Below are 17,577 nucleotides of genomic sequence, written 5' to 3'. Positions count from 1 at the left end.
GAATACTATAGGAAGGAATTATGTTAATAAAGAGGAATTATATAAAATTCAAGATGAAAGTGTTAAACAGGGGAACTTTTGAATATTATAAATAGTCTAAGTAGTTGGGGATGTTTAATTAAAGGGGGAGAAGAAGGATACATGGATATAATTTCATTAAAAACTATACTCTTTATCATAATTCCAGAAAACATATTAATACTTTTAAGTGGGTTATATTTGGTAAATGAAGGAAATCAAAAATGGAATAAGCTCGTATTTTTGGTCATAGCACAATCCATAAGCTTAATTATAATAAGAAAATATGTACCGTTTCCTACCCATATTCCTGTGGTTATAGGTGTATATATATGCTCAATATATTTTGTTTTAGGTATATCATATAAAAAAGCCATATGGGCAGTGTTAATACCTGTGATAGCCATATATATTATAGAGAGTTCTGTACTAATTTTTCTGAAAGTAAAAATAAATCACTTGTTTTATTCAGACTGGGAGAAGATAAAATATGCTCTACCCCATGAAATATTTCTTTTAGTTACATATTTAATTTGTAAGTATACTAAGCTATCTTTAGCAGAAGAATTAGATATATGTTGAATAATTAAATAAATTAATATATAATGTAATTAATTAAATATAATATTAAAAATTAGGTATTCTTCGGGGCAGGGTGAAATTCCCGACCGGCGGTAAAAGTCCGCGAACCATAATATTATTATGGTTGAACTGGTGTAATTCCAGTACCGACAGTAAAGTCTGGATGGTAGAAGAAGGTTTATTTGTGACTTTTTCATGCCCGAAGTGTATTATGCTTCGGGCATTTTTATTTTTAGAATGTGCCTGACTATGGAATTACCTATCTAAGGAGGAGTATATATGAATAAAACTAGTACTATTAATGGAGGTACTTTAGGAAAAACTCATGTAATGACTAAAATAGCAGTATTATCAGTTTTTTCTTATGTACTAATGTTATTAGAATTGCCACTGTTTTTCTTTCCAGAGTTTTTAAAAATTGATTTGAGCGATTTACCAGCTTTAATAGGAGCCTTATCACTAGGGCCTATGGCGGGAGTTTTAATTGAACTTATTAAGAACTTACTTAATTTAATTACAAAGTCATCTACTGGAGGCGTTGGAGAATTAGCAAACTTTTTAATTGGAATATCTTTAATAGTACCAGCTAGTATGGTTTACAAGAATAATAGAAATAGAAAGGGCGCATTAATGGGAATGGCTGCGGGAACTTTAACTATGGCAATTGTAGGAGCCTTAGCTAATTACTTTATATTAATTCCCTTTTACTCAAACTTCATGCCTATAAATGCCATAATAGACATGAGTAGGGCAGCTAATAAATATGTGGTAGATTTAAAATCCTTAATATTATATGCTGTAGTTCCATTCAATTTGATAAAAGGAACTTTAGTATCAGCTGTAACTTTAGTAATATATAAGAAAATATCACCTATTTTAAAGATAAAGTAAGCTAGTGACGGTTATTTACAAAATAACCGTCCTATTTTTTTTGTTTTTGTTGAATGATGGCATATGAAATTATATAATTGATTTTGGATAATAATAATAATGAGATAATAGACTAAATGAGGTGTAACATTTGAAAACTATAATAAGTAATAGTGAGGATAAAACTTTTAATATAGGATATAAACTTGGAGAATTACTTCAAGTGGGAGACATAGTATGTTTAACGGGAGATTTAGGTGCGGGAAAGACTACTATGACAAAGGCTATTGCTAAAGGTCTTAATATAGATGAATACATAACTAGTCCAACGTTTACTATTGTTCATGAATACGAAGGTCGCGAAAAGTTATATCATTTTGATGTATATAGGGTAGGATCTGTAGAAGAAATGGAAGATATAGGATATGAAGAATATTTTTATTCAGAAGGTGTCTGTGTAATAGAATGGGCTAACTTAATTGAGGAAATAATACCTGAAAAGCATCTTTGGATTAATATAAAATATGGTTTAAATAATGAGCGAATAATGGACATGGTACCTACTAGTGAACACTTTAAAAAAATAGTTGAGGAGTTGGAGAGAATATGAAAATATTAAGTATAGATACATCTTCCATAGTATCTACCGTGAGCATAATAGATGAACATAAGCTTATAGGTGAAGAAATTGTAAATAGTAAATTAACTCACTCTGAAAAGCTAATGCCAGCTATAGATAGGGTGTTAAAAAATTGTGAGTTCACCATAGATGACATAGATGTAATTTCAGTAGCATTGGGACCTGGGTCTTTTACTGGCATAAGAATTGGAATAGCTACGGCTAAGGCACTAGCCCATAGTAAAGGAAAAAACATAATAGGAGTGTCAACTCTAGATGGACTAGCCCTTAACATGCCCATGTGTCACATGTTAGTATGTCCCATACTAGATGCCAGAAGAAATCAAGTATATACGGCTGTTTACAAGTGGGATAAGGATAATTTAGAAATAATAAGAAAACATGAAGCTATAGAATTAGATGAAGTATTGGAATATTTAATGGCTAGACCTGAGAGTGTAGTATTTTTAGGTGATGGCGTAGAGAAATATAGAGAAATTATAGAGGAAAAGCTAAAGGATAAAGCATATTTTGCACCAAGGAGTGTGAATATGCCAAGGGCATCATCTATAGGAGAGATTGCCCTTAAGAGAGCTAACTCCAATGATTTTGATAATTTATATGGATTAAATCCCATATATTTAAGAAAGTCTGAAGCAGAAAGACAATATGAAGAAAAGATGAGAAAATGTGGTCAAAATGATTAGTACTAGACTTATGACCATAGATGATATTGAACATGTATTAGAGGTGGAGAATAGTTCCTTTCCTATTCCTTGGAGTGAAAATGCCTTTAGAAAGGAAATGGAAGAGAACAATTTAGCCCTATATGTTGTGGTAGAGGAAAAGGATAGGGTAGTTGGATATGCAGGTATGTGGATAATTGGAGATGAGGGACATATTACTAACGTGGCCGTACATCCTAATTGTAGAAAAAAGGGATATGGTGACCTGTTAATCGACAAACTCCTAAATGAAGGTGACAAGAAGGGAATAAATGCATATACTTTAGAAGTACGAGTTTCAAATATACCAGCCCAGAGGTTGTACGAAAAATACGGTTTTAAAAGTGTGGGCATAAGGCCTAAATACTATGAAGATAATAAGGAAGACGCCATGATAATGTGGAGATAAAACTATTGAAGGAATTAATTCTTTCAATAGTTTTTTTATTGTGTAAAAATATGTCTAATCTAAACTCGTGTGAACTTACTTCGGTCATATGAATAAAAAATATTTTATAAGGTAAGTCACTATCAGGCTAAATAGTGCAAATCTTATAATTAGGATAGAAGGTTCACAATTGTTTACAGCATAGGATGTTCTGATGTTCCACCTTCTAAAAATTTTTCATTCATATTCCCTTGTAAGTAGCTAAATTTTATTGAGCTGAAATAGGTTTATTAACCCTTATAAATAATAGAATTAATCGAAAGAAAAAAGAATAAATATAAGTAAAGTTAATATGAAAAGGAGACTTAAAATGAGAAAGATAGCCTGTATATTTATTGTTGTAATATTAGTTATTATGCCACTTAATGTGTTTGCCCAAGGGCAAGTCATAGAAAAGGATGAGAGGGTAAGTGAGGATTTATATTTATTTACAGATGATTTTAAAAACTATGGAATAATAGAGGGTGATATATTTATTGCCTGTAATACTATTTTAAATAGGGGAATTTTAAATGGAGATATGAGTGGTGTATTTAACAGGGCCCTATTAGGTGGAGAAATAAAGGGGGATGTGAGATTCACTGGCAACAAAATTGACATTAAAGGAGAGGTAAATGAGGATTTAATAGGCTTTGGTAATAAAATAAATTTAAGTAAAGAATCCATAATCGATGGAAATGTAAATATTACAGGAAATAAAGTTCAGCTATTAGGATTCATAGGTGGAGATGTATATGTAAAGGCAGATAAGGTGAATATTAAGGGTGAAATAAAGGGGGATGTAAATATATCTGCCAATGAAATCTATATTTCTCCTACTACTAAAATACATGGAGATTTAACTTATGAAGGAGAAATGTTACATAAAATACCTAGTAGTGTGGTAACTGGTGAAACTACTGGGAAAAATACGCATAACATTAATATTAATAAAAAGGCAGGCTTGTCATCCTTTGTAGGTTTACTATTTAAGGGTTCATCTTATGTTACATATTTTTTACTTAGTTTATTATTAATATATTTGTTTAAAAATATCTATCTGGAAATGATAATAGATGTAGAAGAAAGAACGTTTGAAGCTGGAATAAGTGGCTTAATAGGAATTTTTTCTGTTCCTATCATATGCATTATCTTGCTAATAAGCATATTAGGTATACCTATAGGAATGTTATTAGGAGTACTATATGGTTTATTGATTTATGTAAGTAAAATTCCCATATGCATATGGATTGGAACTAAAATCTTAAAGAGCAGAGAAAAAATATATTTAGGATTTACTATAGGATTGTTCATATTATTTTTTGTTGATTTTATACCATTTGTTAGATTTTTTGTTGGATTAGGAACAAAAGTATTTGGAGCAGGTCTATATTTATTGGTCATATATGAAAGCATACAGAGAAACAGAAAGAATAGCATTTTATAGTAGGTTGTTGAATAATTTCATATGTACTTTTGCAAAATATATATAGTATAGACTATTTCATGATTTTAAAAAGGAGGAAGATTATGAACAACAGAAGCAAAGAGCAATTAATTGCAATAGGTGAAACCTGTAATAAATATAGCAGTTTGTATGGAGAAGGGTTAAGTAACTCAGCTGACATGTGGACTAGTTGTGAGAACTGTTCTCATTTTACTGCAGAACATCAATGTGATTTAAACCTAATGGAGAAAAATGACGATACAGCAAGAGAAGAAGGCTAGAATTCACTATTAAAATATAACATATATAATATAATTAAGTTAAAAAATAGAATGTGACTAGGTATTATCATAGTCACATTCTTTATTATATTTGGTTTAGAGATTGGCGTTAAGAGTTAAGCTATTGAAAAAAACAAACCAAAAACCCTAAACCTTTTGTAAATTTCTTTCATAAAATACCATAGTTCCATATACCATCATTAATAAAACTATGATATAATGATTAAAGTTATAAGGGATGCTAAATAATCTCTGTTTATTTTTACATTTTTATAATATAGGTGATGGAGTTCGCCTTTAACCATTGTGTAAATACAATTAATGACTCCTGCTCAGATTTTAACATCTAAGTAGGGGTTTTTTGCGTTATAGGAAATTGTAACATTCTCAACACTATACATAAGCAAAAAAATAAGGGGGTGTGGGGGAAGAATTCCCCTGCCTCTTTAAAGGAGGATGCTCAGATTACGTTAGCAATCGTCGAAAGGAACCATAGGGTTCCTTGGCGAAGCAGACGTAGTATGCTTTTTTGCATTTTTGAAATAATTTTTTAAAATGTAAAAAATAATATTATTAACAGGAAGGAATGAAAATTATGGTTTTTAGTTTGGGGATAATAATTATCCTAGGTTTACTAGTGAATAAGCTTTTTAACAAATTGGGGTTACCGGGGCTTTTAGGAATGATATTATTAGGCATTATAATTGGCCCCTATGGAATGAATATTATTAGTGATAGTATGTTAAGTATTTCTTCAGATCTAAGAAGACTGGCTTTAATAATAATTCTATTAAGAGCAGGACTTGGAATAAAAAAAGAAACACTTCATAAAATTGGAGTTCCTGCAATAAAAATGAGTTGTTTACCGGGTGTTATGGAAGGTATTACGATTATGTTTTTAGCAAGTTATGTTTTAAAAATTTCTAAAATAGAATCAGGTATGCTGGCTTTTATTATAGCAGCTGTATCTCCCGCTGTTATAGTTCCTCAAATGCTTGATTTTATTCAAAGAAAAAAGGGTGCAACTAAAGGAATTCCTACTTTGATTTTAGCAGGAGCATCAATAGATGATGTATTTGCAATTACATTATTTACTACATTTTTAGGCTTATATGGAGGTAAGAATATAAGTATTCCTATTAAAATATTAGAGATTCCTCTGTCCATAATTTTAGGCATTTTATTAGGGTTAATATGTGGAATAATACTAATTAAAATTTTCAAAAAATATCATATTAGGGATACTAAGAAAGCTCTTATCTTGATAGCCATAGCAATTATGTTGACTACACTTGAAGAGAGTTTGAAAAATATAATACCTATTGCTAGTTTGCTTGGTGTAATGACAATTGGATTTATTCTTTTAGAGAAATATCCTAAAGTAGCAAATAGATTATCGAGTAAATTTAATAAAATATGGGTATTTGCCGAACTACTTCTATTTGTGTTAATCGGTGCTCAAGTAAATATTTATGTTGCCCTTAATTCTGGTATATTAGGATTATTTATTATTGCAATTGGGCTATTAGCCAGATCAATTGGGGTTTTAATTTCAGTTGCAGGAACAAATTTTAATTGGAGAGAAAAGTTATTTTGTGTAATCGCATATATTCCAAAAGCAACAGTCCAAGCTGCCATCGGTGCGGTTCCCTTAGCAGCAGGAGTAGAATCAGGAGAGTTAATTCTAGCAATTGCTGTATTATCTATTATTGTTACTGCACCTCTAGGAGCATTTGGAATAAAGATTACAGGTGAAAAATGGTTAGCTGAGTAATATACTTATGCAAGATAGGAAGAAATACTTAAATATAATTAGAAAATAATGTTGTTTTAAAATATTTTGAAAATTCATATTGACATATGAAAAAAATGTTGGTATACTTCTTTTAAAATTACAAAATATACTAATGCTACGAAGGAGACAGGTATTTTATTTGAAAGTGGTTACAGAGAGTCGACGTTGCTGGAAGTCGATACTACTTATGAAATGCAAATCACTCCCGAGCTTTATCCTTGAATTAATAGTAAAGGGTAACGTATAGCCCCGTTACAAGGCTTAGGTTTGATAGAACCGAAAAAGAGAGGTGATTTTTTATTACAACTAAGGTGGTACCGCGGATAACTCCGTCCTTATATTTAAGGACGGTTTTTTTATTGTCTAAAAATTGGTTTTGAGCTAAATCAAAGGTACATGAGCTTACTTCGGTCATATAAATAAAAAATATTTTATAAGGTAAGTCACTATGAGGCTAGATACTGTGAATAGTATACTCACGGTAGAAGGTTCACAATTGTTTGCAGCATAACGTATACTCATGTTCCATCTTATAAAAATTTTTCATTCATATTCCCTTGTAAGTAGCTAGAGTTTGGAAGTAGTATATCTGTAAAAAAATATAAAACCATTTTTTCTAAAAATACAAAGAAAATAAACAGAAGATTCATAATCTTCAGAAATAGAAAGGAGAGAATTTATGAGTAATATGGTGGAAATAAGGTGGCATGGAAGAGGTGGCCAGGGAGCTAAAACTGCTGCTTTATTGTTAGCTGATGTGGCATTTAAAACAGGAAAGTTTGTACAAGGATTTCCAGAGTATGGTCCAGAGAGGATGGGTGCACCTATTACGGCTTATAACAGAATAGATAATAAAAAGATTACTATTCACTCTAATATATATGAGCCAGATTTTGTAGTTGTTGTGGATGACACATTACTACAATCAGTAAATGTAACTAGTGGCCTTAAGGAAGATGGAGCCATAATAATTAATACAACTAAATCTAAAGAAGAAATTTCGAATCATTTAAATGGATATGAAGGATGTGTATATACTTTAGACGCTAAAAAGATTTCATTAGAATCCTTAGGAAAGAACTTCCCAAATACTCCTATGCTAGGAGCAGTCGTCAAGGTGAGTGAAATAGTGGATGAAGACACGTTTATAAAAGAGATGGAAAAATCCTTTCAACATAAATTTGCTTCAAAGCCAGAAGTTATAAAGGGTAATATGGAAGCTCTAAGTAGATCCCTAAAGGAGGTTAAGTAAATGAGTGTAAAAATAAATGAAAAAGTTACTTGGAGAGATATAACTCCAGGAGGAACCATATATGATGCAGGTAATTCATCAGAGTTTAAAACAGGAGATTGGAGAGTGTTAAAGCCTGTATTTGTAGAAGAAAAGTGTAAACAATGTTTACTTTGTGCTCCTGTATGTCCAGATAGTGCAGTACCTGTTGAAAATAAGGTGCGGGGTGAGTTTGATTATGACCATTGTAAAGGGTGTGGAATATGCATGAAAGTATGCCCTTTTGATGCAATCCAAATGGTAAGTGAATAGTATTGAGGAGGAGAAGAATATGCCTATAAGAGATAGATTATCAGGAAATGAAGCCATCAGTGTGGCAATGAGACAAATAAATCCAGATGTGGTTGCAGCCTTTCCTATAACTCCATCTACAGAAATACCACAATATTTTTCTAAGTATGTGGCAGATGGAGTAGTAGATACGGAATTTGTGCCAGTAGAATCAGAACATAGTGCCATGTCAGCCTGTATAGGAGCCCAAGGCGCAGGAGCTAGAAGTATGACAGCTACTTCATCTTGTGGATTAGCTTTAATGTGGGAAATGTTATATATTGCATCATCTTCAAGACTACCAATAACATTAGCCTGTGTAAATAGAGCTTTATCAGGGCCCATTAATATAAATGCAGATCATGGAGATTCTATGGGGGCTAGGGACTCTGGTTGGATTCAGATATATAGTGAAGATAATCAGGAAGCATATGATAACTTCATACAGGCTGTAAGAATTGGAGAAGACGAAAGGGTAATGTTACCTGTTATGGTGTGTCAAGATGGTTTTATTACAAGTCATGGTGTGGAAAATATGGACTTATTAGAAGATAAAGAAGTTAAGGAATTTGTAGGAGAATATACTCCTAAACACTACCTATTAAATCCTCAGGAACCTATAGCTATGGGACCTTATGCCACAGACAAATACTATATGGAACACAAAAGGCAACAGGTAGAGGGGATGAAAGAGGCTAAAGAAGTAGTTTTGAAGGTTGCTAAAGAATTTGAAAAGATAAGTGGAAGAAAATATGGATTCTTTGAGGAGTATATGCTAGAAGATGCCGAGGTGGCATTGGTGGCTATTAACTCTACGGCAGGGACGATTAAGGCTACTATAGATGAAATGAGAAATGAAGGAAAGAAGGTTGGATTATTAAAGATTCGTTTATTTAGACCTTTCCCAGGAGAAGAAATATCAAAGGCATTAAAGGATGTATCCGTAGTGGGAATAATGGATAGAAGTGAAACTTTTTCTACTCAAGGGGGGCCACTATTCTTTGAGACAAGATCTGCCCTTTATGATAATCCAAATAGACCTAAAGTGGTAAATTACATATATGGTCTTGGGGGAAGAGATATTAGTACAAAAGATATTCGTAAAGTCTATGAAGAATTGTATGAAATAAAAATGGGAAAAGAAGTAGAAGAAACTTGTACATATTTAGGTGTTAGAGAATAGGAGGTCCTTAACATGGCTTATAATTTTAAAGAAGTAATGAGTAAAAAAGAAAGATTAATGGGTGGCCATAGGATGTGTGCAGGATGTGGAGCTCCTGTGGCTGTAAGAAGTGTATTAAGAGCGTTAGATCCTGATCAAAAGGCGGCAGTAGGGTGTGCAACGGGTTGTTTAGAAGTATCTACCTTTATGTATCCATACACGGCTTGGAAGGATTCCTTTATCCACTCGGCCTTTGAAAATGCAGGAGCTACAGTAAGTGGAATGGAGGCTGCATATAAGGCTTTAAGAAGAAAGGGTAAATTAGATGAAGAATATAAGTTTATAACCTTTGGTGGAGATGGTGGAACATATGATATAGGTTTCCAATCCCTATCAGGAGCCATGGAGAGAGGCCATGATATGGTTTATGTATGCTATAACAATGGGGCCTATATGAATACGGGAATCCAGCGTTCATCTGCTACACCTAAATATGCTGATACCACTACTACTCCTGCTGGGGAAGTAATACCTGGTAAAGAGCAGTTTAAAAAGAACATGACTGAAATAATGGTAAATCATAATATTCCATATGTGGCTCAAACTACCTTCATGGGAAATTTTCATGATCTACACAATAAATCGGAAAAGGCAATAAACAAAAAGGGTCCAGCATTCATGAATGTATTAGCTCCGTGTCCAAGGGGATGGAGATACGATCCTGCTGATTTGATGAAAATCTGTAAACTTGCTGTAGATACGTGTTACTGGCCTATGTATGAAGTGGAGGATGGGATTTGGAAATTAAACTATGAACCTAAGGAAAAATTGCCAGTTGAGGAGTTTTTAAAGGTTCAGGGAAGATTTAAACATTTATTTAAGCCAGAGAATAGACATTTAATAGATGAGATTCAAAAGGAAGTGGATAAGCGTTGGGAATGTCTACTTAGAAAATGTAAAGGTCATATAGGATCATAAACTAAAGAATAGAACTGTTCATTTGAACAGTTCTATTTTTATAGATGTTTGTTATTTTTTACAGGATCTTGAGAATGAATATAAGGTTGAACAAAGGATTGCTCTGTTACAATCATATTAAGTATATCTGTTTCCATCACTTGAGTTAAGAGTGCATCGGATAAAATATTATCTTTCGAAGCCTTTTCAAAAAAACCTTCTTCATATTCTTCGTCATTTTTTCTTTGTTTTGGTTTTTTATGCATTTTATATCTCCTTTTTAATAAAATAAAGCTTTGTAGTTATAGTATGGCACATAGGTTGTTTAATAATTCTAAAATTAATTAACTTTAAATATTGAATAAACTATATATAAGAAAGATGAGAACTCTATTAAATCTTTTGCTAAATCACATGTAGTTGGATATAATATTAAAGAATACAAAAGACAAGAGGAGTGGGTTTATGAACAAAAATAATCCTAAAAATGGACAATACTACTTAACTCTTGCCATTGAAAGTAGTTGTGATGAAACATCAGCGGCAGTTTTAAAAGATGGAAGAGAAGTTTTATCTAATATAATATCTACTCAAGTGGAAGAACATAAAAAATTTGGTGGAGTAGTACCAGAAGTAGCTTCTAGAAAGCATGTGGAAAATATAAATATGGTAATAGATGAGGCTCTAGAAAAAGCAAATGTGACTTTAGACAATATAGACCACATAGGAGTAACCTATGGACCAGGCCTCGTGGGAGCTTTGTTGGTAGGTTTATCTACTGCTAAGGCCATGGCTTACGCACTAGACATGCCTTTGGTTGGAGTAAACCATATAGAAGGACATATATGTGCAAATTATATTGAGCATAAGGACTTAAAACCTCCATTCATGTGTCTGATAGTGTCAGGAGGACATACTCACTTAGCCCATGTAAAGGACTATGGTGTATATGAAATGCTAGGGCGAACTAGAGATGATGCAGTGGGAGAAGCCTTTGATAAAGTGGCAAGAGCCATGGGATTAGGATATCCTGGTGGTCCGATAATTGATAAATTAGCAAAGACGGGGAATTGTGAAGCCATAAAGTTTCCTAGAGTTTATTTGGAAAATGGCTCCTATGATTTTAGTTTAAGTGGATTAAAATCTGCTGTACTTAACTATTTAAATAGTCAAAGACAAAAGGGTATTGAAATAGTGGAAGAAGATGTGGCGGCATCTTTTCAAAGGGCAGTCCTGGATGTATTAGTTAAGAAGGCTATAGATGGAGCTGTGGAAAAGAAATTAGATACTATAGTAATAGCTGGTGGTGTTGCAGCTAATAGTGGACTTAGACATATGTTAAAGGAAGAGGGAAAAAAACATAATATAAAAGTCCTATATCCACCCCTTGAGTTGTGCACAGATAATGCTGCCATGATTGGTTGTGCAGCTTATTATAATTACAAAGCGGGTAAAATTTCAAATATGTACTTAAATGCAGTACCTGGATTAAAACTAGGATCTGTGTAAAAATAATAATGAAATGGGGCAGTTATAAACATAACTGTCCTTTTTTACTTACTAGGAGATTATAAATTTAAAAAACTGTGGATAAGTAAAAAAATAAGGGGGTGTGGGGGAAGAATTCCCCTGCCTCTTTAAAGGAGGGTGTTCTGGTTGCGTTAGCAATCGTCGAAGGGAACCATAGGGTTCCATAACGAAGCATACAAAGTATGCCTTTTGTTAGTGAATTTATGGATTATTCAGAAAATTTGTGGATAATGCTGTGGATAATGTGGAAAAGTTCTGAAAACTCTGCAAAATGGACAAAGTCATGTGGATAAGTTTTTAGAATATTGTGGAAAAAGTGTTAATATATATATTATATGCTATGAATAAATAAAATATGACTAAAAAATTTTAAATTTATTGAACTAAGATAGGTTCACACAAAATTAGATTAGAGATCATATATTAAAAAATAAAAAAAAGCAGTTTGGAAATCCAAACTACTTGTTTTCTTCTACGTATTTAACGATGTCTCCGATGTTCTTGAATCCTTCAGCTGCTTCATCAGGAACTTCCACATCAAACTCATCTTCAATAGCCATCATGATTTCAACAGCATCTAGAGAGTCTGCATCTAAGTCTCCCATTAAAGAAGTTTCTGCAGCGATTACTACATCATCGTCTAATCCTAATTGATCAATAATAATTTCTTTTACTTTTTCAAATACCATTTTTGTTACCTCCCTAAATTATGTAACTTTTTAAAATTCTAATTATAAACTTTTAAATTATTTTATCATATATGATACAAAAATACCATATATTCTAGGAATAATAAAGCTTTTATTGTTCATTAAAATTTTACCAAATAAATGGGCGAATAGCCACTATTATTTTTAATAAAAAAATTTAAGGTTAGGAGTTAATGGTTAGAACCAAAAACCTAGCTCATAACCCCTAACCAAAGATTTTACTTACTCATGTGTAGAGGAGAATTCATTCTTTGAAAAATCTTTTTAAATATACACAATTTCCATATAAGATACTATATATAATTGACAAAAAACTTTTACTTAATTCATGGTAGAAAAAACTAATTTAGAAAGTTTTCCCAAGTTTCGTATAGTGAATTTAACTCATCCTTTAGATTGTTCATTTCGTCGTGTATTTCTTTGCTTTTTTGGGCATCAGAGTATATTTCTTCCTTACACATTTGGCTTTCTAAGGATTGTATTTCTTCTTCTACCTGCTGAATTCTTAATTCTAAATTTTCTTGTGCCTTTTTTTCCTTACGTTCCTGTTGCTTTCTTTCCTTTTCTTTTTTACGATCTAATTTCATTTGGGTCTTAGTTATAGTAGGAGCTTCTTCCTTTTCGCCTTCAGATAGTAGGGCCTTTTTTTCTTGATAATAATCGTAATTCCCTAAATAGGTTTCCATTTTGTCCTTATTTAAAACTATTATTTTGTTAGTTACCTTATTTAAGAAGTATCTATCGTGAGAAATTACTAAGACAGTGCCATCATAATTTGATAAGGCATCTTCTAAAACTTCCTTAGATGAAATGTCCAAATGGTTAGTAGGTTCATCCATAAGTAGGAAATTGGCCTTAGATAACATTAATTTAAGTAATGCTAATCTACTTTTTTCTCCACCGCTTAAAGTAGAGATCTCTTTAAATACTTCTTCTCCTTTAAATAGGAAAGAACCAAGTAAACTTCTAACTTCCGTTTGACTTCTTTTGATATTCTCATACCAAATTTCATCAATTATAGTATTAGATGTATTTAAATCAGACTGCTCTTGATCATAATATCCAAGATTTACATTATGGCCTATGACCATTTTACCCTTATAGGGAATTTTACCTAATAACATCTTTAGTAATGTAGATTTTCCTACTCCATTAGGTCCTATTAGACCTACCTTTTCACCCTTATATATGTCAAAATCCACATTTTCAAATATGAGATTTTCATCATATTGTTTTTCTAAACCATTGGCTTTTAATACTTCAAAGCCACTTTTTACTTGAGTTTCAAAGGTTAATTTACTTCTATCATTAAAAGATAGGGGTTTATCTATTAACTCCATATGATCTAATCTTTTTTCACGACTTTTTGCTCGTTTTGCCAGCTTTTCTGTGCCGTGCTGTTTAAATCGTCTAATTATTTCTTCTTGTTTTTCTAATTCTCTTTGCTGCTTTTCGTATTCCTTTAATTGTTGTTCATATAGTATTTCCTTTTGTTTAGAATAGAAGGAATAGTTTCCATTATAGGTAGTAAGTTTTTTGTTTTCAATTTCATAGACTTTACTTACTACTTGATCTAAGAAGTATCTATCGTGGGAAATCAATAAAACTGTACCATCGTAGGATCTTAAAAAGGATTCTAACCACTCTACTGCTTCCATATCTAAATGATTGGTAGGCTCATCAAGAAGTAGTATATCAGGTCTTTTTAAAAGTAGTTTAGCCAGTTTTAAGCGAGTTTTTTGTCCTCCGCTTAAATGGCATATGGATTTATCGTAAAAGCTTTCATCAAATCCTAAACCTTTTAAAATACCTCGTATTTCACTTTTATAAGAATACCCATTGTTTTTCTCAAACTCTTCTGATTTTTGAGCATAAATATTCATTAAAGAGTTAATCCTATCATCATCAGGATTTTTGCTTATTTCTGCAATTTTTTGTTCTAAAAGTCTAATCTCATCTTCCATATTAATAAGATCTGTGAAGACTTCCAACATTTCTTCATATATGGAATTATTTGTGTCAATAAGGTCACTTTGCTTTAGATATCCTAAATTAATATTTTTAGACATATACATTTCTCCACTATCATAAGGAAGAAAGCCACATATGACTTTGAATAGGGTAGACTTTCCAGCCCCATTAGTTCCAACTAAGCCAATTTTCTCTCCTCTATTTATGGAAAAGGATATATCCTTTAAGATAGTATCTATACCAAAGGATTTAGTTATATTATTACATGATAAAACTATCATAAGTATCCTCCTTAATACTGGGTAAAAACAATCTATACAACATTATATTTTATCAAAAAATAGGGAAAATAAAAATAAGCTATGTGTTTTTTTATAAATTAAAGTAGATTTACAGAGGAAAGGGACAAAAAATAACCAGGAAATAGGAGGGGGAAAGTACCCAATAGTTTGACTATTTATTTATCAAATGTTATAATTCAAGAAAAATCATGTATGTGAGGAAGATGGTAATGCAAAAAGGGAATACAAGAATATCAATGGCGGTAATACGCAGACTGCCTAAATATAGAAGATATTTATCAGAACTTCTAGATAAAGATATTCATAGGATATCTTCTAAAGAGTTAAGTAAGATTATAGGCTTTACTGCATCTCAAATTCGTCAAGATTTAAATAACTTTGGAGGATTTGGACAACAAGGTTACGGATATAATGTAGAAGAGTTACATAGTGCCATAGGAAAGATATTAGGTCTTGACCACAGTTATAATACTGTAATAGTAGGAGCGGGAAATATAGGTCAAGCAATTGCTAATTATACTAATTTTGAAAAAGCAGGATTTAAGCCTACAGCCATGTTCGAGATAAATCCTAAGCTTATAGGTTTAAAAATAAGAGATATAGAAATTATGGATGCAGATTTATTAGGAACATATATAAAAGAAAAAAATATAAATATAGGAATTATATGTACTTCAAAAGAAAAAGCACAAGATGTGGCAAATGTAATGGTAGAAAGCGGTATTCAGGGAATCTGGAATTTTGCTCCTACAGATTTACAAGTTCCAGAGCATGTGGTTTTAGAGACGGTACACTTAAGTGAGAGTTTATATACTCTATCTTATTTATTAAAGCATAAGAGAGAAGAGGAAGACTAAAATAGTCTTCTTTTTGCTTATTAGGAAATTATAACATTTTCAAAGCTGTTGATAAGTAAAAAGATAAGGCGGTGTGGGGGAAGAATTCCCCTGCCTCTTTAAAGAAGGGTGTTCAGATTGCGAGAGCATACGCCTGCGGGAACCATAGGGTTCCATAAGGTCGCATACGGAGTATGACTTTTTGCTTATTCGGAAATTAGTACATACAAAAATGTGTTCAAAAAAAAGTACACTGTACGGAAAACAGTACACAAACACTAGAAATACATTTTAATACAGGAGAAAATGGGGAAAACCATTAGAAAAAGTGTACGGGTGACCGTACACTTTGTTAATTTTTTTGACAAGTATCTTGCATAAAAGATGTCGAAAGTGGTAGAATGGATGAGGAAAGACTTACTGGAACAAAAAACTTTTTTATTTTTATTTAATTGAAAATAGGAGAATAACTAGGATTAGTTGTTGAAATTTCAAAGTTTTATCAGATGAGTTTTTTTGTCCAAACATGTCAATTGAATTGAATACTTTTATACAATTGGCATGAAACGTGCAAATGTATATTTCGGCATGTGAAAAAAATATCAAATATTTTTAATATATAGAGGAGGGAATTACTGTGCAATTTAACTTAACCAAAGAACAAGAAATGGTTAGAAAGATGGTAAGAAGCTTCGCGGAAAACGAAGTAAAGCCGTTAGCAGCAGAGGTAGATGAAACTGAAAGATTTCCAATGGAAACTGTGGAAAAGATGGCAAGATATAATATGTTAGGAACTTTCGTTCCAAAACAATATGGTGGAGCAGGAGCAGACGAAGTTGCTTATGCAATCACTGTAGAAGAATTATCTAGAGCATGTGGTACAACAGGAGTAATTTGTTCAGCACACAGTTCGTTATGTGCATGGCCAATAATGAAGTATGGTAATGCAGAACAAAAGGAAAAGTACTTAACACCTCTTGCAAAGGGAGAAAAATTAGGAGCATTTGGTTTAACTGAGCCTAACGCTGGTACAGATGCAGCAGGACAACAAACTACTGCAGAATTAGATGGAGACGAGTGGATCATCAATGGTTCTAAAATATTCATAACAAATGGTGGAGTTGCTGAAATTTATGTAGTAATGGCAATGACTGATCAATCTAAAGGAACTAGAGGAATTTCTGCATTTATCGTAGAAAAAGGAACTCCAGGATTCAGCATCGGTAAGAAAGAAAAGAAATTGGGTATTAACGGATCTGCTACTACAGAATTAATTTTCGAAAACTGCAGAATCCCTAAAGAAAACCTTTTAGGAAAGGTAGGTCAAGGATTTAAAGTTGCTATGACTACTCTTGATGGTGGTAGAATTGGTATCGCTTCTCAAGCATTAGGAATTGCTCAAGGTGCATTAGATGAAACAATCAAATACACTAAAGAGAGACAACAATTCGGTAGAGCATTAGCTAAGTTCCAAGCATTACAATTCGAAATGGCTGATATGGAAACTAGAATTCAAGCAGCTAGACATTTAGTTTACAATGCAGCATGGAGAAAATCTCAAAAATTACCTTACAGCAAGGAAGCTGCTATGGCGAAATTATTTGCAGCTGAAACTGCTATGTATGTAACTACTAAAGCTGTTCAATTACATGGTGGATATGGATACACTAGAGAATATCCAGTAGAAAGAATGATGAGAGATGCTAAGATTACAGAAATCTATGAAGGTACTTCAGAAGTACAAAAGATGGTAATCGCAGCAAACATATTAAAATAGATTAAGT

The 17,577-nt window shown here is 32.3% G+C and carries 18 protein-coding genes, 2 riboswitches and 1 other annotated feature; of the genes, 15 read left to right on the top strand and 3 right to left on the bottom strand.

Features of this window, described 5'->3' with window-relative positions; translation table 11 throughout:
• The first annotated feature begins 78 nt into the window (after positions 1-78).
• From CCE28_RS10850 to CCE28_RS10795, 12 genes are all read left to right on the top strand, one after another.
• A complete protein-coding gene (locus CCE28_RS10850) occupies positions 79-600 on the top strand; it encodes a hypothetical protein (RefSeq protein WP_095133730.1) in 522 nt (173 codons plus the stop codon).
• 55 nt (positions 601-655) lie between these two features.
• Positions 656-779, top strand: a riboswitch (FMN riboswitch).
• Positions 780-879: 100 nt separating this feature from the next.
• Positions 880-1,491, top strand: coding sequence for an ECF transporter S component (locus CCE28_RS10845; RefSeq protein ID WP_095133729.1), 612 nt, complete (start codon positions 880-882; stop codon positions 1,489-1,491).
• Positions 1,492-1,621: 130 nt separating this feature from the next.
• Positions 1,622-2,080, top strand: coding sequence for a tRNA (adenosine(37)-N6)-threonylcarbamoyltransferase complex ATPase subunit type 1 TsaE (tsaE, locus tag CCE28_RS10840; protein ID WP_095133728.1), 459 nt, complete (start codon positions 1,622-1,624; stop codon positions 2,078-2,080).
• Positions 2,077-2,796, top strand: a complete 720-nt coding sequence (gene tsaB, locus CCE28_RS10835) for a tRNA (adenosine(37)-N6)-threonylcarbamoyltransferase complex dimerization subunit type 1 TsaB (RefSeq protein ID WP_095133727.1) — start codon at positions 2,077-2,079, stop codon at positions 2,794-2,796. The genes tsaE and tsaB overlap by 4 nt, the downstream gene beginning before the upstream one ends.
• Positions 2,789-3,223 carry a ribosomal protein S18-alanine N-acetyltransferase gene (gene rimI / locus CCE28_RS10830; RefSeq protein WP_242972963.1) on the top strand — a complete coding sequence of 145 codons (435 nt, stop codon included), beginning with the start codon at positions 2,789-2,791 and terminating at the stop codon, positions 3,221-3,223. The genes tsaB and rimI overlap by 8 nt, the downstream gene beginning before the upstream one ends.
• 349 nt (positions 3,224-3,572) lie before the next feature.
• Entirely contained in the window at positions 3,573-4,688 is a 1,116-nt protein-coding gene (locus CCE28_RS10825; protein ID WP_095133726.1) for a bactofilin family protein, read from the top strand.
• Between the two features lie 83 nt (positions 4,689-4,771).
• The gene (locus tag CCE28_RS10820) at positions 4,772-4,969 is read left to right on the top strand and encodes a hypothetical protein (protein WP_095133725.1); all 198 of its coding nucleotides are present in this window, start codon (positions 4,772-4,774) and stop codon (positions 4,967-4,969) included.
• A gap of 271 nt (positions 4,970-5,240) precedes the next feature.
• Positions 5,241-5,307: riboswitch (Fluoride riboswitch) on the top strand.
• 269 nt (positions 5,308-5,576) lie between these two features.
• Positions 5,577-6,743, top strand: coding sequence for a cation:proton antiporter (locus CCE28_RS10815; RefSeq protein WP_330396846.1), 1,167 nt, complete (start codon positions 5,577-5,579; stop codon positions 6,741-6,743).
• 129 nt (positions 6,744-6,872) lie between these two features.
• Positions 6,873-7,104, top strand: a binding site (T-box leader).
• 339 nt (positions 7,105-7,443) lie between these two features.
• On the top strand, positions 7,444-8,016 hold the full coding sequence (locus tag CCE28_RS10810) for a 2-oxoacid:acceptor oxidoreductase family protein (protein WP_095133723.1): 573 nt from the start codon (positions 7,444-7,446) through the stop codon (positions 8,014-8,016).
• On the top strand, positions 8,017-8,307 hold the full coding sequence (locus CCE28_RS10805; protein ID WP_095133722.1) for a 4Fe-4S binding protein: 291 nt from the start codon (positions 8,017-8,019) through the stop codon (positions 8,305-8,307).
• Between the two features lie 19 nt (positions 8,308-8,326).
• Positions 8,327-9,508 carry a pyruvate ferredoxin oxidoreductase gene (locus CCE28_RS10800; protein WP_095133721.1) on the top strand — a complete coding sequence of 394 codons (1,182 nt, stop codon included), beginning with the start codon at positions 8,327-8,329 and terminating at the stop codon, positions 9,506-9,508.
• A gap of 12 nt (positions 9,509-9,520) precedes the next feature.
• A complete protein-coding gene (locus tag CCE28_RS10795; protein WP_095133720.1) occupies positions 9,521-10,465 on the top strand; it encodes a thiamine pyrophosphate-dependent enzyme in 945 nt (314 codons plus the stop codon).
• Between the two features lie 38 nt (positions 10,466-10,503).
• Here CCE28_RS10795 and CCE28_RS10790 read toward each other — a convergent pair whose 3' ends face one another.
• Positions 10,504-10,710: a hypothetical protein gene (locus CCE28_RS10790; protein WP_095133719.1), complete on the bottom strand. Its 207-nt coding sequence runs from the start codon at positions 10,708-10,710 to the stop codon at positions 10,504-10,506.
• A 199-nt stretch (positions 10,711-10,909) separates the two neighbouring features.
• On the opposite strand from CCE28_RS10790, the gene tsaD reads away from it, so the two are divergent.
• Positions 10,910-11,953, top strand: a complete 1,044-nt coding sequence (gene tsaD / locus CCE28_RS10785) for a tRNA (adenosine(37)-N6)-threonylcarbamoyltransferase complex transferase subunit TsaD (protein ID WP_095133718.1) — start codon at positions 10,910-10,912, stop codon at positions 11,951-11,953.
• A gap of 479 nt (positions 11,954-12,432) precedes the next feature.
• On the opposite strand, the gene acpP is transcribed toward tsaD, so the two are convergent.
• Together acpP and CCE28_RS10775 are read right to left on the bottom strand one after the other, a co-directional pair.
• On the bottom strand, positions 12,433-12,663 hold the full coding sequence (acpP, locus tag CCE28_RS10780) for an acyl carrier protein (RefSeq protein ID WP_095133717.1): 231 nt from the start codon (positions 12,661-12,663) through the stop codon (positions 12,433-12,435).
• A 362-nt stretch (positions 12,664-13,025) separates the two neighbouring features.
• Positions 13,026-14,936: an ABC-F family ATP-binding cassette domain-containing protein gene (locus CCE28_RS10775; RefSeq protein WP_095133716.1), complete on the bottom strand. Its 1,911-nt coding sequence runs from the start codon at positions 14,934-14,936 to the stop codon at positions 13,026-13,028.
• 230 nt (positions 14,937-15,166) lie between these two features.
• Between CCE28_RS10775 and CCE28_RS10770 the strand changes: the two genes are divergently transcribed.
• Together CCE28_RS10770 and CCE28_RS10765 are read left to right on the top strand one after the other, a co-directional pair.
• On the top strand, positions 15,167-15,814 hold the full coding sequence (locus CCE28_RS10770) for a redox-sensing transcriptional repressor Rex (RefSeq protein WP_095133715.1): 648 nt from the start codon (positions 15,167-15,169) through the stop codon (positions 15,812-15,814).
• A gap of 616 nt (positions 15,815-16,430) precedes the next feature.
• Positions 16,431-17,570, top strand: a complete 1,140-nt coding sequence (locus CCE28_RS10765) for an acyl-CoA dehydrogenase (protein WP_095133714.1) — start codon at positions 16,431-16,433, stop codon at positions 17,568-17,570.
• Positions 17,571-17,577: the final 7 nt, after the last annotated feature.

The organism is Anaeromicrobium sediminis (genome assembly GCF_002270055.1).
In the GTDB taxonomy this organism is placed as follows: Bacteria; Bacillota; Clostridia; order Peptostreptococcales; family Thermotaleaceae; genus Anaeromicrobium; species Anaeromicrobium sediminis.
This window is presented reverse-complemented; position numbering and strand designations above follow the sequence as displayed.

Excerpts from the sequence above, each read along its gene's own strand:
- CCE28_RS10845 (WP_095133729.1), top strand. The coding sequence starts at position 880 with ATGAATAAAACTAGTACTATTAATGGAGGTACTTTAGGAAAAACTCAT.
- tsaB (WP_095133727.1), top strand. The coding sequence starts at position 2,077 with ATGAAAATATTAAGTATAGATACATCTTCCATAGTATCTACCGTGAGC.
- rimI (WP_242972963.1), top strand. The coding sequence starts at position 2,789 with ATGATTAGTACTAGACTTATGACCATAGATGATATTGAACATGTATTA.
- CCE28_RS10825 (WP_095133726.1), top strand. The coding sequence starts at position 3,573 with ATGAGAAAGATAGCCTGTATATTTATTGTTGTAATATTAGTTATTATG.
- CCE28_RS10820 (WP_095133725.1), top strand. The coding sequence starts at position 4,772 with ATGAACAACAGAAGCAAAGAGCAATTAATTGCAATAGGTGAAACCTGT.
- CCE28_RS10810 (WP_095133723.1), top strand. The coding sequence starts at position 7,444 with ATGAGTAATATGGTGGAAATAAGGTGGCATGGAAGAGGTGGCCAGGGA.
- CCE28_RS10805 (WP_095133722.1), top strand. The coding sequence starts at position 8,017 with ATGAGTGTAAAAATAAATGAAAAAGTTACTTGGAGAGATATAACTCCA.
- CCE28_RS10800 (WP_095133721.1), top strand. The coding sequence starts at position 8,327 with ATGCCTATAAGAGATAGATTATCAGGAAATGAAGCCATCAGTGTGGCA.
- CCE28_RS10795 (WP_095133720.1), top strand. The coding sequence starts at position 9,521 with ATGGCTTATAATTTTAAAGAAGTAATGAGTAAAAAAGAAAGATTAATG.
- CCE28_RS10790 (WP_095133719.1), bottom strand. The coding sequence starts at position 10,710 with ATGCATAAAAAACCAAAACAAAGAAAAAATGACGAAGAATATGAAGAA.
- tsaD (WP_095133718.1), top strand. The coding sequence starts at position 10,910 with ATGAACAAAAATAATCCTAAAAATGGACAATACTACTTAACTCTTGCC.
- acpP (WP_095133717.1), bottom strand. The coding sequence starts at position 12,663 with ATGGTATTTGAAAAAGTAAAAGAAATTATTATTGATCAATTAGGATTA.
- CCE28_RS10775 (WP_095133716.1), bottom strand. The coding sequence starts at position 14,936 with ATGATAGTTTTATCATGTAATAATATAACTAAATCCTTTGGTATAGAT.
- CCE28_RS10770 (WP_095133715.1), top strand. The coding sequence starts at position 15,167 with ATGCAAAAAGGGAATACAAGAATATCAATGGCGGTAATACGCAGACTG.